Below are 13988 nucleotides of genomic sequence, written 5' to 3'. Positions count from 1 at the left end.
CATTGGGGCGGTGAGCCAGACCCCTCGGCCGGTGGCCGACCCCCTGTCCATCGCCGCACTCGACACCGAGCGCCACGTCGCCGCGTCGGGATGGGACCAGAACCCCAGGCTCTTCGCCCTGGTGCCGACGCGGGACCTGCTGGAACGAGAGCCGCACCTGAGGTCACGGATGGGCGGTGCCGACCTGACGGAGGGCGCCCTCAGCGCGATCGAGCAGGAGGGACTGCCGCCGACCTCCAATGTGGAGAGCCTGCTGGGCGGCATCGCCTGGCCGGACGCGGTGGTGGGCGCCGCTCTGGCCATCGAGCGGGTCGTCGTGCCGCCGGAGGCGGAACGTGACCTGCCTGCCGACGTGGACTCCGCCGTCGATGCCCTGGCGGCGCATCCGGCCCGGCAGGACGTGCGGCTGCTCGTGGCCGTGACTCGGGACGGCGCAAGCCGCTGCCTGCTTCGGCAGCGAGCCCACGACAGCGACGACCAGGTGGCCCTCGGCGACGACATCGCGCCCGGGCTCGTGCACGCGTTGCGGGCGACTCTTCAGGACTGAGCGGCGAAGCCGAGCTCACGCCCGAGGTGACGCCTCTCAGCCGGCCGTGCACGTCGGTAGGGCGCCGCCCTGACCGGCCGCGATCCTCTCCACGGAGGTGCGTGCCTCGGCGAACGTCGCGATGCGCACGACCCGCAGACCGTCCGGCACGTGGCCGGCTACCTCGTCGCAGTTCGCCGACGGGGCGAGGAACCAGCGTGCTCCGCCATCGTGGGCTCCCACGAGCTTCTGCCGGATGCCGCCGATGGGCCCGACTGCGCCGCTGGAGTCGATGGTGCCGGTCCCCGCGATCTGCTTCCCACCGGTGAGGGCACCGGGAGTGAGCAGGTCGTAGACCCCGAGCGCGAACATGGTTCCGGCCGAGGGACCGCCCACGTTGCCGGCGTTGATCTTGACGCTGACGGGGGAGCTGAAGCGCAGGTTAAGGAAGACCCCCACGGTGGTCCGACCACCGGAGTCCCGGGTACTGGCCTGGACCTCGACGCGCTTGCCCTGCCGCAGCAGGACGAGCGACACCTTCTCCCCCGGCTTGCGCTTCGAGACCGCGGTCCGTACCGCCTCGCTGCTGTCGATGGAGGTGCCGTCCACCGACAGGAGTTCGTCGCCGGCCTTCAGGAGGGCGGCGGAGGGAGCGTCCTTGGCGACCTCCGCGATCACGACATGCTGGGTGACCTTCGCCCCGGTCGACCTGAGGGCCACGGCGATCGCCTCCTGCTGGGAGTCGATCATCTCGGCGGCGCTCTCCTGCTCGACCTGCTTGTCCGTGACCCCCTTCGGGAAGTACGCCTCCTCCCGGACGATGTCCTCACTCGGGTTCACGGCGGCTTCGAGGACGTCCCAGACGGTGACCCGGAACCCGGGTCCGCCGGCGACGCGTACGGTGGTGAAGTCGAGGGCACCCTTGGTCGGGTACGTCGCCGCGCCGCTTACGGTGATGAGCTGTCTGCCGGACAGCTTCCCGAGGGTGTTCGTGACGGGTCCGGGCTTCATGACGACGTACGGCAGGCCCACCATCGTGGACACCGCCGCCAGAGCGATCAGGACGAAGACCACGACAAGGGTGACGGTGGAGCGGCGGCTCAGCCGGTAGGGGTCGCCGGTGACCACGGGCCCGAACGGCTCGCTCACGGCAGCCCCACCCACTCGTCGGTACCGTCAGCGAACTGCTGGTGCTTCCAGATCGGCACGGTCGTCTTCAGGGTGTCCACGAGGTCCCGACAGGCGTCGAACGCCTCGCCCCGGTGGGCGGAAGACACCGCGGCGACGACCGCCAGGTCGCCGATCTCCAGATGGCCCACGCGGTGGATGGCGCCCACCCGCGCCACGGGGTGACGGGCGGCGACCGCGAGGCATACCTGGGACAGCGCCTCGACGACGCTCGGGTGCGCGGAGTAGTCCAGCGACGCCACAGCCGTGCCGTGGTCGTGGTCGCGGACGACGCCGACGAAGAGCGCGATGCCCCCCGCCTGCGGGTGTCGGACCGCGTCCAGCACCTCGTCGACGCTGAGGGGCTGCTCGCGCACCTCGCTCAGCACGACCTCGGCGGCGACCAGACCCTGCGGTACCTGCTCGGTCATGCGGGCGAACCCTTCCTGCGGCGGCGCCGCATGATGGCTGCGGTGCCGACGAGGGCGACCGCCGCACTGGCCGCCCCGAGGGCGGCGTCCTTCCGGTCCAGCCGGCGGGCTGCGACCGCGTGCGAGCCCCGGATGGTGTCCAGCAGGACGCCCACGCAGGTCTCGTTGTCGTACACCGGTACCCATCCCCGGTCGAGGAGTAACCCTGAGGACACCGCCCAGGGAAAGGCGACGAACGCGAGGTCGCTGGCCGGTGTGGGCAACACCCCGAGGCGGTGGAGGCGGTCAGCCGTGGCCATCGCCGCGGAGATGCTCAGCTCCACGTGACGCATGCCCGTGAGCCGCTCGAGGTCGCCCTGGGTGAGCCATCCCGGCGCGCCGGCCGAGACGGCGCCCTGGAGGGACTGCGCGAGCACCACTGCCACAGCCGAGCCCACGTCGTCGACATGGCAGAACTGCCAGGCCGACTCCGCTCCCCGAAGGGTGAGCAGCCTTGGCGCCTCGAAGTGGCGGGTGATGACCGTGTCGACCCCCGGGCCCACCAGCGCGGCCGGTCGCAGCGAGGTGAGCATGAGTCCCGGATGCACCTCCCGGGCGATCGAGAGGAGCTGCTCGACGTCCATGAGCTCGGCAACCTGGCCACCATCGGAGGGCGCGCGAAGTGGCGCAGCGTCCGCAAGCGGTAGCGGGTTGTCGGCGTACGCGCCGTAGACCTGTGCCCCCGTGACCACCACCAGGTGACGCACCCCGGCGGCCGCGCACGCGGTGATGACAGTCTGGGCGCGGCGCAGGCTTCGGTCCCTGCGCACCTTGGGCCCGAGCTGCAGGTCACCCGCCAGGTCGGTGCTCGCCGCGACGTAGGCCGCGGCGTGCAGGCCGCGCAACGCCTGCACGAGGCTCGGGTCTGCCGGGTCGGCGAGCCGGTGCTCGACTCCCCCGACCACCGCCGGCTCGCCGCCCACGGCGACCACGGAGCCCACGCGTGCCTCCTGCTGACCCCCGACCGAGGCGACGCCGCGGGCAGCAGCCGTCACAAGGGCCCGGAGCATGGCCGAGCTCACCGCGTCGCCGTCGCCGATGACGGCGACGTCGATGACGCTACGCCGCGAGCGAACGGCGCCCCGGGGGGAACTCACTGTGGCCTCCGCGTGGTTGTCTAGGAGGACTCATCCTCTCAGGACCACCCAGGAGCCGTTGTGCCCGACCTGCCGCCCTCCGCCGACAACCCCTCCGCCGAGGGCGACCCGGACGACCGCTCCACAGGCGCGGGCAGCTCGGGACTGCCACCGGAGATCGAGCAGATGCTCGCCCGGCTGACGGGGGGCCCGGTCGACCCCGAGATGGCCAAGGCGCTGCAGGGCATGGGGATCGACAAGGTGGACCCCGCGATGCTGGAGCTGATGACCGGTCAGATGCAGGCCATGTTCGCAACCAGCACCGACGCGGAGCCGATCAACGTGTCGCTGGCGACGGACACCGCCCGGCGGACGGTCGGGGAGAGCGGCGACCCGTCGGTCGGCGACGCGGCGCGCCGCCAGCTCGCCCAGGCTGCGCAGGTGGCGGAGCTGTGGCTCGACGAGGTGACTGCTTTCGAGGCCCCCGGGATCACGACCCATGCCTGGAGCCGCGCGGAGTGGGTCGAGGCCACCATGCCTGCGTGGCGCACCCTGGTCGAGCCGGTCGCCGAGGGAGTGGGCCGAGCCATCGGTGACGCCATGCGTACGCAGCTACAGCAGCTCGGGGAGGGCGCGCTGCCGGAAGGACTGCTCCCCGCCGGCATGGACCCTGCCCAGCTGCTGGGGCAGATGGAGCCGATGCTCGAACGGATGAGCGGCTCGATGTTCGGACTCCAGGTCGGACAGGCGGTGGGGGCGCTGGCGTCGGAGACGGTGAGCGGCACGGAGGTGGGACTACCTCTCGTCGCCGACCGGTCGGTGGCCCTGCTGCCTGCGAACGTCGAGGCTTTCGCGGACGGCCTGGCCGTGGACCTCGAACAGGTGCGCCTGTACCTCTGCGCCCGTGAGGCCGCCCGAGTGCGGCTCTTCTCGGAGGTGCCGTGGCTGGGGCCGCAGCTGATGGCCGCCGTGCGGGACTACGCCCGGGACATCAGCATCGACACCGACCGCATCGAGAGCGCCCTGCAGTCGGTGGACCCCAGCGACGTGAACGCGCTGCAGTCTGCCCTGCAGGACCAGCTCTTCCGGCCCGACCCCAGCGCGACACAGCGCGCTGCCCTGGTGCGGCTCGAGACCTACCTCGCGCTGGTGGAGGGCTGGGTGGACGTCGTGGCTGACCGCGCCACCCGGAACCACCTGCCGCAGTCCGCCGCCCTCGGCGAGGCTGTCCGGCGGCGGCGCGCGACCGGCGGCCCCGCCGAGAAGGTCTTCGCCGGACTGGTCGGTCTCGAGCTGCGCCCGCGACGGCTGCGCGACGCTGCGAACCTCTGGGCCGCTCTCGAGGCCAGACACGGCCAGGACGCCCGGGACGCCGCCTGGGGCCACCCTGACGTCGCTCCCACCGCGGCGGACCTCGACGACCCTTTGGCGTACGTCGACAGGGTGGGGACCAGCACCGACTCGGATCTGGACGCAGCCTTGGACGAGCTGCTCAACGAGAGCGGAGGGAGCGACGGCGAGGGCGGGCGCAGCGACGGCGAGGGCGGCTACGGCGAGAGCGACAGATGAGGGGCACCCTGCCGGCCGTGCCTGACGGGTTCCTCACCCTGCGCGACGACGCGATGCGCCTCCTGGAGAGCTGGCACGCGCCCGACCCTCAGCAGGAGCAGTGGCGGGCTGACCTGCTGGCACACTGTCGCGCCAACCCGGACGCGCTGTGGAAGCAGGGCCCGCCCCAGCATCTGACCACAGGCGCCGTGGTCCTCAACCGCACCTTGGACAAGGTCCTTCTCACGCTCCACGCGAAAGCGGGGATGTGGTTGCAGTTCGGCGGGCACTTCGAGCCCGAGGACCGCTCGGTGCATGCCGCCGCCACCCGGGAGTCCAGGGAGGAGAGCGGGATCGCCGACCTCGTCCTGGACCCGCGGGTCGTGGAGCTGCATCGTCATGAGCTGCTGGCGCCGGCATTCGGCAGGTGCGCCGAACACCTGGACATCCGCTTCGCGGGTGTCGCGGCGGACGAGGGGGCCTTCGCCGTCAGCGACGAGTCCCTCGACGTCGCCTGGTGGCCGGCCGACGGGATGCCTGAGGCAACGGAGGCAGAGCTCGGCCCCCTCGTGCGGGCCGCACAGCGCCTCCTGGCGGACCGGTAGCCGTCTTCTCCTAGTCGACGGCCGCGACGTCCAACGCGGCCTGCCCGGGTGCCAGTGCCTCCTCGTCCTGGTCGGCGTCGGTCAGGTCGAGGCCTGCCGCGGAGGCGACGCCCTCCAGGTACCCCCGCGCCCTCTCCGTCCGGGGGTAGCTCGTGAGCAAGGACCAGAACTGGCGGCCGTGGCCCGGAGCCAGAAGGTGTGCCAGCTCGTGCAGGATGACGTAGTCCAGCACATACCCCGGCATGCCCTTGAGCCTCGCCGAGATCCGGATGGTGCCCTCGGCCGGCGTACACGAGCCCCAGCGAGAGTTCTGGTTGGTCACCCACCTGATGCTGCTGGGCTTCGCCATGCCTCCGAGGTAGCGCTGCGACAGCTCGGCGGCGCGGGCCCGCAGCTCGGTGTCGCTCGGACGCCGACGCTTGTCCCCCTTTGCGAGCTTGGCGACCATCGTGGCGACCCACTGCTGTTCCTCGGCCTTGGTGAACCGGGCCGGGATGAGCACGATGGTGCGTCCGTTGTCGCGGTAGGCGCTGACCGTCCGGCGCCGGCGGTGGCTGCGACGGACTTCCACGTCGGTGCTCCCCATACTGACCACGATAGGCGAGCACACCGACAATCCCTTGTCACCGCCTCCTGGTCGTCGCGGCGCAGGGCTGCAGCCGGCGCCAGTATGGCGACGGAGACGGCCGACAGGCCGGTTCCGGGGGCCCCTCCGGCTCGCCGGGACCGGCCCAGCGGAGCACGGCTGACACGCCCCCCTTGCGGCGTTTCGTGCTCAGGATGGTCTAGGTTGGCCGCAGTCCGACACCGCACCGTGCGGTGTGATCGACAAGGAGACATGGCGATGGCTGACGAGACCTACAAGGGCGACTTCTACTGCGTGAAGTGCAAGGAGAAGCGCGAGGCCGAGGGCAAGGTCGTGGAGACGAACGGCCGCCGCATGGCCAAGGGTGTGTGCCCGGTGTGTGGTACCAACCTCAACCGCATCCTGGGCAAGGCCTGACACCAGGCGACCTCCGCGAGGGGCGGGTCCGACCAGCGGTCGGCCCCGCCCCTCGCGCGTGCGACGCTCTGTGGACGAGGGCGGACCAGGCGACGCCTTGTGTCACATTGTCCAGGTGACCCGCCGTCAAGCACCGACCCTCCTGAAGGTCCTCGGCCCGGTCCTGCGACGAGGTGAGGGTCAGGTGCAGGTGGGGACCGACCCGGGCCGGGCGGTCGTCGTCCAGGGGCTCCACGAGGCGGAGGTCGCGGCGCTCCAGGTGCTGGACGGGACTCGAGCAGTGCCGCCGGCTCTCACGACCGAGAGCGGCGCTCGCCTGGTGGAGCTGCTTGCTGGGCACGGCCTGCTCGTCGACACGGCAGACCGACCGCCGTTGCCGGCGGCCACACGGGCGCTGTATGCGGCGGACGCGCAGGCCCTGCTCCGCACGACCTCGTCGACCACCAGAGCACACGCTGCGCTCGCGCGCAGGCAGTCGTCTCCCGTGCTGGTCGTCGGACGCGGCACGCTACCGGCCGCCGTGGCCGACGAGCTGCGCCGCGCCGGAGTCCGACGCGTGGCCAGCGGCTCCCAGGCCGCGGATGACTGGGAGGCGGCGCAAGCGGACACCGGTTCGACGCAGGCTCCCGCTCTGGTGGTCCTCGTCGGCGTCCACGCGCTCGACACGGCGGTCGCACACCCCTGGTCGGCGGCCGGCACACCGGTTCTACCGGTGGTCCTGCACGGCGCCGAGGCGCTGGTCGGGCCGCTGGTCGTGCCGGGCGGACCGTGCCTGCGATGCCTGGACCTGACGCGGACCGATCTCGACCCGGCCTGGCCGACGGTGCTGGGCCAGCTGACGCGGCCTGCGGTGGGCGAGCATGCCGAGGCCACCGGGGAGACCTCGCTGGTCGCGCTGGCCGCCGCGATGACCGCCATGGTCTCGCTCTGCGTCATCGACGGTCAGACCGTCCCGGTGGGTCGCTCGCTCGAGGTGAGCCTGCCGTGGCCGAGGGTCAGCCAGCGCCAGTGGCCCGTGCACCCACGCTGCTCCTGCGTCGCGCCACGCGCATCCATCCGCCCGGTCGGCGGAGCGGCCCACCCACAGGCGAGAATGGCCGGATGAGCGAACTTCCGCGCCGCGCCGTCTCCCGCACGGCCAGGCTGGCCAGCCTGCCGCTGGGCTTCGCGGGCCGCACGGCGGTGGGGCTCGGTAAGCGGGTGGGGGGCAAGCCCGCCGAAGCGGTGGCGGCCGAGCTGCAGGCGCGGACGGCCGAGCAGCTCTTCAAGGTGCTCGGGGAGCTCAAGGGCGGGGCGATGAAGTTCGGGCAGGCCATGTCCGTCATGGAGGCGGCACTGCCCGAGGAGATGGCGGCGCCGTACCGGGCGACCCTGACGAAGCTTCAGGAGGCGGCACCACCCCTGCCCCCGGCAACCGTGCACAAGGTGCTCGCGAAGGAGCTCGGCCCTCGCTGGCGGACTGCCAAGTTCGAGTCGTTCTCCGACACTCCCGCCGCCGCGGCGTCCATCGGGCAGGTGCACAGAGGCGTGTGGCGCGACGGTCGCGAGGTGGCCGTCAAGATCCAGTACCCCGGAGCCGGGCAGGCACTGCTCTCCGACCTCAACCAGCTCGCGCGGGTGGCCCGCATCGCGGGTGGCTGGATTCCCGGCATGGACATCAAGCCGATCACCGACGAGCTCAAGTCCCGGATGGCCGAGGAGCTCGACTACAACCTGGAGGCGGCAAGCCAGCGGCGCTTCGCCAAGGTGTTCCGGGGCGATGCCCATTTCGCGGTGCCCGATGTGCTCGTCCACAGCGAGCACGTCATCGTCTCGGAGTGGATGGACGGCACACCGCTGTCGACGATCGTGGCGTCGGGCAGCAGGGCTGAGCGCGACGCCGCCTCCCGTCGCTACATGGAGTTCCTGCTCGTGGGCCCCGCCCGCGCGGGACTCCTGCACGCGGACCCGCATCCGGGAAACTTCCGCCTGCTGCCGGACGGCCGCCTCGGGGTCATCGACTACGGCGCGGTGAACCGCCTGCCCCAAGGTCTGCCCCCTGCGATGGGGGCGCTCGTCGCAGCCGCCCTGTGTGCGGAGGCTGCCGAGCTCGAGGCTGGGCTGCGTTCGGAGGGGTTCATCAAGCCGTCGATGAACCTCGACGCGGAGGCGCTGCTGGAGTACCTTCAGCCGTTCATCGAGCCGCTGACCCATGACGAGTTCACCTTCAGCCGGGGTTGGCTGCGCAGTGTCGCTGCGCACATCAACGACGTGCGCAGGCCCGAGTTCCTCGTCGGGATGAAGCTCAACCTGCCACCGGCGTACCTGCTGATCCATCGCGTGTGGCTCGGCGGGATCGGTGTGCTGTGCCAGCTGGGAGGCACCGTGCCGGCTCGCGGCATCGTCGTGGAGCACATGCCCGGTATGCGCATGCGCCACCTTCCGCCACCGGTCTGAGCACGCAGGCCGCTAGACCACCCAGGTCACCACCAAGCAGAGTCGAGCTTGCCCTCGATGCTGCGCAGATGCTGACGGCTGCAGCGCTCGCAGGTCCACACCTGTCGCCCGCTCTCGAGTCCGCGGGTCCACAGGAGCGCCACTGAGGCAGCGTCTTGCGCAGTCCGGCCGCACGTCCCGCAGACGTAGGGGTCAGGTGCGTCCTTCCGGCGCCGCATCGGTCAGCCCTTCGCGGCTGGGCGCCTCGTGCCGGCGGTGCGCCCGCGCCCCGAGGCCTGCGCCGGCGCCGAGGCGGGGGCGGAGGCCGTGGTGGCACCAGCTGCCTTCGCCTTCGCCTCCGCCTTCGCCGCCTGCTTGAACTCGCGAACCTTGGCGAGGGAGGCGGCGTCCACGACATCGGCCACGGAGCGGAAGGAGCCCTCCTCGGCATACGGGCCCACGGCCTCCTGCCACCCGGGGGGTCGCAGCCCGAGCTGCTTGCCGACCAGGGCGGCGAAGATCCGGGCCTTCTGGTCGCCGAAGCCAGGCAGCGCCCGCAGTCGCTCGAGCAGCTCGCGGGCGTCCGGGGCGTCCTCCCAGATGCTCTCGGCACGACCGCCGTACTCGTCCCTGACGACTGCGGCCAGCTGCTGGACGCGGCCCGCCATAGAGCGGCCATACCGGTGGATCGCCGGAGGAGTCGCACAGAGGTCGGCGAAAGCCTCAGGCTGGGCCTCCGCGATCGCCTGAGAGTCGAGGCTGCCGAACCGCTGAAGGATCTTCCACGGTCCGCGGAAGGCGTGCTCCATCGGGTACTGCTGGTCCAGCAGCATCCCGACGAGCAGAGCGAAGGGGTCCCGGCTCAGGACCTCGTCGGCGGCAGGGTCCTGGGCGATCCGGAGCTGTCTGGCCATGTTCCTCAGCCTAGCCAGACACGTCCGAGAGATGGGTGGGCAAAGAGGAACCCGCCGGGACCACTCCAGAGCGGGGGTCCCGGCGGGTTCGGGCAGCGGGTCACCGGGCCAGCATGCGAGGGAAGGCGACCAGCATCTCGTGCTGGGCCCGGACCTCGAGCTGGCGCTGGTACTCCCGTTGGCGGCGCTTTCGGTGGGCGCGCGCCAGGTCGGCGTACAAGGCCTGGAACATGGTGAAGCTCCTCATGGACGAAGAACGGACGGTGCGGGGGTGCTCATGCGGCGACCTGGTTCTTGCGCGGCCGGCCACGAGGACGCTTGCGGGCGACGACTGCTCCTTGGACGAACAGCTCACCGCCCCAGACGCCCCACGGCTCGGAGCGCTCGAGCGCGCCTGCGAGGCAGGCGACGCGGGCCGGGCACGTGCGGCACAAGGCCTTTGCGAACTCGACGTCGGCGGGGCTCTCGGCGAACCACAGCTCGGCGTCGTTCTCTCGACACGGGATGCCTGCGCCTGCGACGGCGGCCTGCTGGTTCAGGTCGTGAAGTGCGCTCAGCTGCATCGGGTGTCACCTCCCTCTGTCGTCCGCGTCACGGTCGTGACGGCTGTCTCGGTGCTGTTCCGGCCGGTGCTCCCCCGGTCGGGGGCCGGCCCGTTCTGCTGGGTGCGGTCCTGCTGGTGCATCTGGTGCTGCTTCCTGCTGGTGCGGAAGAGGTCTTGGTGGTCGGGACGGCAGCTCTGGACAAACAGAAAGGCCGCGGATCCCGGATATCGGGTTCCGCGGCCTCGGAGAGGGCCTGCTGGCTGGTGCCTAGACAGGTGGTTCTCCGTAGGTACGGAACGCGAGGTCCTGGATGGGGGCGCCGAAGCCACCGACGTACGTCGGGGCGGACACAGTGGTGTTCACACCGGTGGCGACGGGCGCGGACACAGTGGTCCCCTGGACCGAGCCGCGGGCACCGGCGAGGAGGACACGGCCGGCCTCGGGGCACGCAGAACGGACGCGGATGCCGTGCTTCGCGTCGATCGTCATCGTGGAGCTCTCCATGGGGCCAACCTCCTTCAGGCGCTGAGTAGGGCCGACAGGTCAGACCCGCCGGGATGTGTTCGTTCAGAGTACGGGAGCCTCGGCCGGCCGGGCAACGCATTTAACAAGAAAGCGGGAACAAGCTGCTTCGATCCACGTCTAGCCGTCGGAATCCCTTGTGGCAGAAGGGCTTTCGACGACCGCCGACGGGTCCACTCCGGCGAGTACGGAGAGCACCTGCTCGCCGTACAGGCTCAGCTTCCGGGCCCCGACCCCGGAGATGGAAGCCAGCTGCGCCTCGGAGGACGGCTCCCGCTCCGCGATCGCGGTGAGGGTCGCGTCGGTGAACACGACGAAGGCGGGGACGCTGGCACCCCGAGCGACAGCAAGGCGCCACTCCCGCAGCCGCTCGAACGTGGCCTCGTCATAGGTCGGTGGACAGTCGTCGCAGCGGCCTGTCTTGCGCTGGGCCGCCGTGGTGAGCTGCTCACCGCAGGATCGGCAGTGTGCGGGGAGCGCCGGCTTCGGCGTCGCGCCGGACCTCGTGCCGGATCGCGTGCCCTTGGGCCCCGACTTCGGCGTCGACCGGGCGCCTTCGCCGAGGACGGCCGCGGCCGCGTCGAGGAACCGCGACGGCCTGCGGCTGGCGCGAGAGCCCGGGGTGCGAGCGCCGGCCCACGACAGTCGCAGCTCGCGCCGAGCACGCGTCACGCCCACATACGTCAGCCGCCGCTCCTCCTCGATCGCCGCCTGGGTGTCGGCCATCGCGATGGGAAGGTAGCCGTCGGAGCAGCCGGCAAGGAACACGACGTCCCACTCCAGGCCCTTGGCTGCATGCAGGGACGCCAGGGTGACCCCCTGCACGGCCGGCGCGTGCTGAGCGGCAGCACGCTCGTCCAGCTCGCGGACGAAGTCCGGGAGCCGCGCCTGCGCGCTGGTGGCTGCAAGATCGTCGGCCAGGGCCGCCAGGGCCGCCAAGGACTCCCACCGCTCGCGGGCTGCTCCGCCCGAGGCGGGCGCCTGTCTGGTCCACCCGGCGCCGAGCAGCAGGTCGCGGACCAGGTCCGGCAGGGCGATGGAGCCCTCGTCGGACCGCGCAGCCCCACGCATCAGCAGCACGGCGTCCCGCACCTCCTTGCGCGCGAAGAACCGCTCCCCCCCTCGCACCAGGTAGGGGATGTCACGGTCCGCCAGAGCCGCCTCGAAAGCCTCCGACTGCCCGTTGGTCCGGAACAGCACGGCGATGTCGCCCGGAGACACGCCCCGCGCCACCCGAGCGGAGATCTCGTCGGCCACCGCGGCGGCCTCGGCGGGGTCGTCCGCATGTGCCGTCAGAGTGGGCACGACGCCCTGCTCCCCCTGGGCCTGGAGCGTCACGGCGTTGCTGCGCATCGCTCCGGACGGTCCACGGACGACGAGGTTCGCGAGGCGCACGATCTGTGCTGTGGAGCGGTAGTTCCTCACCAGACGCACCACCTGGGCGTCGGGGTGTCGCACCGGGAAGTCCAGCAGGTGCTGCGGGCTCGCCCCCGTGAACGAGTAGATCGTCTGCGCGGGGTCGCCCACCACGCACAGGTCCTTCCGCTCGCCGACCCAGAGGTCGAGCAGACGCTGCTGCAGGGCGTTGACGTCCTGGTACTCGTCGACGACGAAGTGCCGGTACTGGGCGCGCACCGCCCGGGCGATGTCGTCCCGCTCGGCGAGGATGCCCACCGTGACGAGCAGCACGTCCTCGAAGTCGATGACGCCGCGTTGGCTCTTGACCTGCTCGTAGGCCTCGAGAACTCTCGCCATGGCGGTGGGGTCGAGCCCCGGCGGGTCGCGGCGGGCGGCACGGGCGCCGGCAGCGTACGTCTCGGGGGTGAGCATGGAGACCTTCGCCCACTCGATCTCTGCGGCCAGGTCGCGGATCGCCGTCCGGTCCCGGGCCAGGTCCAGGCGCAGTGAGGCCGCAGCCTGTGCGACGGCCGCCGCCTTCTGGCTCATCACCTCCGGGGCGGCCCCCCCGACCGCCTGCGGCCAGAAGTAGTGCAGCTGCCGCAGTGCCGCCGCGTGGAAGGTGCGCGCCTGGACACCACCCACGCCCAGGGCGCGCAGCCGCGTCCGCATCTCCCCCGCAGCCCGTGCGGTGAACGTGACCGCGAGGACCCGCTGCGGCTGGTAGGCGCCGGAGTGGACGCCGAAGGCGATCCGGTGCGTGATCGCCCGGGTCTTCCCCGTGCCGGCGCCGGCCAGCACGCACATCGGGCCCAGCGGGTGCGCCGCGACCTCTCGCTGCTCCGGGTCCAGGGCCGCCAGCACCTCGTCCGGTGAGGGCGGCCGTGCGCCTGGCTGGCTTGACATCGCAGCGATCCTCTCAGACGCCTCTGACGCCTGCGGTGGGCCCCCGCGTCACTGGACGAGCCCGTAGACCTTCGTCACCTCCAGGCGCAGCACGAGCCGTCCGTCCGCCACCATGGCGCGCCGGTAGTCGTCCCAGTCCGGGTGATCCTCGCCCCGGATCGCCCGGTAGAGCTCCACGAGCTCCTCCACGGTCGCGTCGTCCTCCTCGCGGGCCACCTCGGAGAGGTGCGCGTCGCCCTCGAGAACGGCATACGACCAGCCGTCCTTCGAGGTCACCAGCAGCGAGGCACGAGGGTCCCGACGCAGGTTTGCGACCTTCGCCCGACCGTCGACCACCGAGACCCGGGCGATGGGACCGGCAGGGTCGAGGTGGAAGTTCACCATGGACAGCTGCGGCCTGCCATCGCGTTTGAGGGCGGCGAGAGCGGCAAGGTTCCGGCTGCCGGCGAGCGCGAGGAGGTCTGGGTCGATGGCCATGCACCATCATGGCCACAGATCTCATACCTGGTGGCGGGGAAGATCAGGGAGCGGTCGGGTGTTGTAGAGGACGACCCGCCGCGGCTGCCTCGATGCTGCCCGGCCCTCGAGGAAGAAGGCGGATACGACCCCCATGACGACCACCAAGGCTCCAGCCCCCGGCTCCGTGACCATGTTCAGCACGTCGTGGTGCGGGTACTGCAACCGGCTCAAGGCTCAGCTCGGCCGCGAGGGGATCCCGTTCACCGAGGTCAACATCGAGGAGGCGCCGGAGGCGGTGGCCTTCGTCATGGACGTGAACGGTGGCAACCAGACCGTCCCGACCCTGCTCTTCCCCGACGGCTCGGCCGCCACCAACCCTTCGCTCGGCGAGGTCAAGAAGCGCCTGGCCGCCACGCCCTGACCCCGCAGCGGGA

17 protein-coding genes are annotated in these 13988 nt (G+C 71.6%); 7 read left to right on the top strand and 10 right to left on the bottom strand.

Annotated features, from left to right (window positions below):
• Positions 1–10: 10 nt before the first annotated feature.
• Positions 11–547, top strand: a complete 537-nt coding sequence (locus tag PHA84_RS12310) for a PPA1309 family protein (RefSeq protein WP_270888413.1) — start codon at positions 11–13, stop codon at positions 545–547.
• Between the two features lie 36 nt (positions 548–583).
• On the opposite strand, the gene PHA84_RS12305 is transcribed toward PHA84_RS12310, so the two are convergent.
• Genes PHA84_RS12305 through PHA84_RS12295 form a run of 3 tightly spaced genes read right to left on the bottom strand, consistent with a single transcriptional unit; the run spans position 584 to position 3260 of the window.
• Positions 584–1675: a YlbL family protein gene (locus PHA84_RS12305; RefSeq protein ID WP_270888412.1), complete on the bottom strand. Its 1092-nt coding sequence runs from the start codon at positions 1673–1675 to the stop codon at positions 584–586.
• A complete protein-coding gene (locus PHA84_RS12300) occupies positions 1672–2124 on the bottom strand; it encodes a molybdenum cofactor biosynthesis protein MoaE (protein ID WP_270888411.1) in 453 nt (150 codons plus the stop codon). Before PHA84_RS12300 ends, PHA84_RS12305 begins: the two co-directional genes overlap by 4 nt.
• Positions 2121–3260: an NAD-dependent epimerase/dehydratase family protein gene (locus tag PHA84_RS12295; RefSeq protein ID WP_270888410.1), complete on the bottom strand. Its 1140-nt coding sequence runs from the start codon at positions 3258–3260 to the stop codon at positions 2121–2123. Before PHA84_RS12295 ends, PHA84_RS12300 begins: the two co-directional genes overlap by 4 nt.
• 60 nt (positions 3261–3320) lie before the next feature.
• Between PHA84_RS12295 and PHA84_RS12290 the strand changes: the two genes are divergently transcribed.
• Together PHA84_RS12290 and PHA84_RS12285 are read left to right on the top strand one after the other, a co-directional pair.
• The gene (locus tag PHA84_RS12290; RefSeq protein WP_270888409.1) at positions 3321–4808 is read left to right on the top strand and encodes a zinc-dependent metalloprotease; all 1488 of its coding nucleotides are present in this window, start codon (positions 3321–3323) and stop codon (positions 4806–4808) included.
• 17 nt (positions 4809–4825) lie between these two features.
• Entirely contained in the window at positions 4826–5392 is a 567-nt protein-coding gene (locus tag PHA84_RS12285; protein ID WP_270888408.1) for an NUDIX hydrolase, read from the top strand.
• A gap of 10 nt (positions 5393–5402) precedes the next feature.
• Here the strand turns inward: PHA84_RS12285 and PHA84_RS12280 are convergent, their stop codons facing one another.
• Entirely contained in the window at positions 5403–5978 is a 576-nt protein-coding gene (locus PHA84_RS12280; RefSeq protein ID WP_270888407.1) for a M48 metallopeptidase family protein, read from the bottom strand.
• Positions 5979–6236: 258 nt separating this feature from the next.
• On the opposite strand from PHA84_RS12280, the gene PHA84_RS12275 reads away from it, so the two are divergent.
• The 3 genes from PHA84_RS12275 (at position 6237) to PHA84_RS12265 (ending at position 8831) form a co-directional block, all read left to right on the top strand.
• Positions 6237–6395: a DUF5679 domain-containing protein gene (locus tag PHA84_RS12275; RefSeq protein WP_333742305.1), complete on the top strand. Its 159-nt coding sequence runs from the start codon at positions 6237–6239 to the stop codon at positions 6393–6395.
• 115 nt (positions 6396–6510) lie between these two features.
• Positions 6511–7500 (top strand): hypothetical protein, encoded by a 990-nt coding sequence (locus PHA84_RS12270; protein ID WP_270888405.1) that lies wholly within the window; start codon positions 6511–6513, stop codon positions 7498–7500.
• Entirely contained in the window at positions 7497–8831 is a 1335-nt protein-coding gene (locus tag PHA84_RS12265) for an ABC1 kinase family protein (protein ID WP_270888404.1), read from the top strand. Before PHA84_RS12270 ends, PHA84_RS12265 begins: the two co-directional genes overlap by 4 nt.
• Positions 8832–9052: 221 nt before the next feature.
• On the opposite strand, the gene PHA84_RS12260 is transcribed toward PHA84_RS12265, so the two are convergent.
• The 6 genes from PHA84_RS12260 to PHA84_RS12235 form a co-directional block, all read right to left on the bottom strand.
• A complete protein-coding gene (locus PHA84_RS12260; RefSeq protein WP_333742304.1) occupies positions 9053–9724 on the bottom strand; it encodes an HhH-GPD-type base excision DNA repair protein in 672 nt (223 codons plus the stop codon).
• A 100-nt stretch (positions 9725–9824) separates the two neighbouring features.
• Positions 9825–9956 (bottom strand): hypothetical protein, encoded by a 132-nt coding sequence (locus tag PHA84_RS12255; RefSeq protein ID WP_270888403.1) that lies wholly within the window; start codon positions 9954–9956, stop codon positions 9825–9827.
• Between the two features lie 43 nt (positions 9957–9999).
• The gene (locus tag PHA84_RS12250) at positions 10000–10287 is read right to left on the bottom strand and encodes a WhiB family transcriptional regulator (RefSeq protein ID WP_270888402.1); all 288 of its coding nucleotides are present in this window, start codon (positions 10285–10287) and stop codon (positions 10000–10002) included.
• A 249-nt stretch (positions 10288–10536) separates the two neighbouring features.
• Positions 10537–10773, bottom strand: a complete 237-nt coding sequence (locus PHA84_RS12245) for a hypothetical protein (protein WP_270888401.1) — start codon at positions 10771–10773, stop codon at positions 10537–10539.
• A gap of 138 nt (positions 10774–10911) precedes the next feature.
• Positions 10912–13095, bottom strand: coding sequence for an ATP-dependent DNA helicase UvrD2 (locus tag PHA84_RS12240; protein ID WP_270888400.1), 2184 nt, complete (start codon positions 13093–13095; stop codon positions 10912–10914).
• Between the two features lie 48 nt (positions 13096–13143).
• On the bottom strand, positions 13144–13572 hold the full coding sequence (locus PHA84_RS12235) for a PPOX class F420-dependent oxidoreductase (protein ID WP_270888399.1): 429 nt from the start codon (positions 13570–13572) through the stop codon (positions 13144–13146).
• A gap of 133 nt (positions 13573–13705) precedes the next feature.
• On the opposite strand from PHA84_RS12235, the gene PHA84_RS12230 reads away from it, so the two are divergent.
• On the top strand, positions 13706–13975 hold the full coding sequence (locus tag PHA84_RS12230; RefSeq protein WP_270888398.1) for a mycoredoxin: 270 nt from the start codon (positions 13706–13708) through the stop codon (positions 13973–13975).
• Positions 13976–13988: the final 13 nt, after the last annotated feature.

The sequence above is a fragment of the Pedococcus sp. 5OH_020 genome, assembly GCF_027812955.1.
Lineage (GTDB): Bacteria > Actinomycetota > Actinomycetes > Actinomycetales > Dermatophilaceae > Pedococcus.
This window is presented reverse-complemented; position numbering and strand designations above follow the sequence as displayed.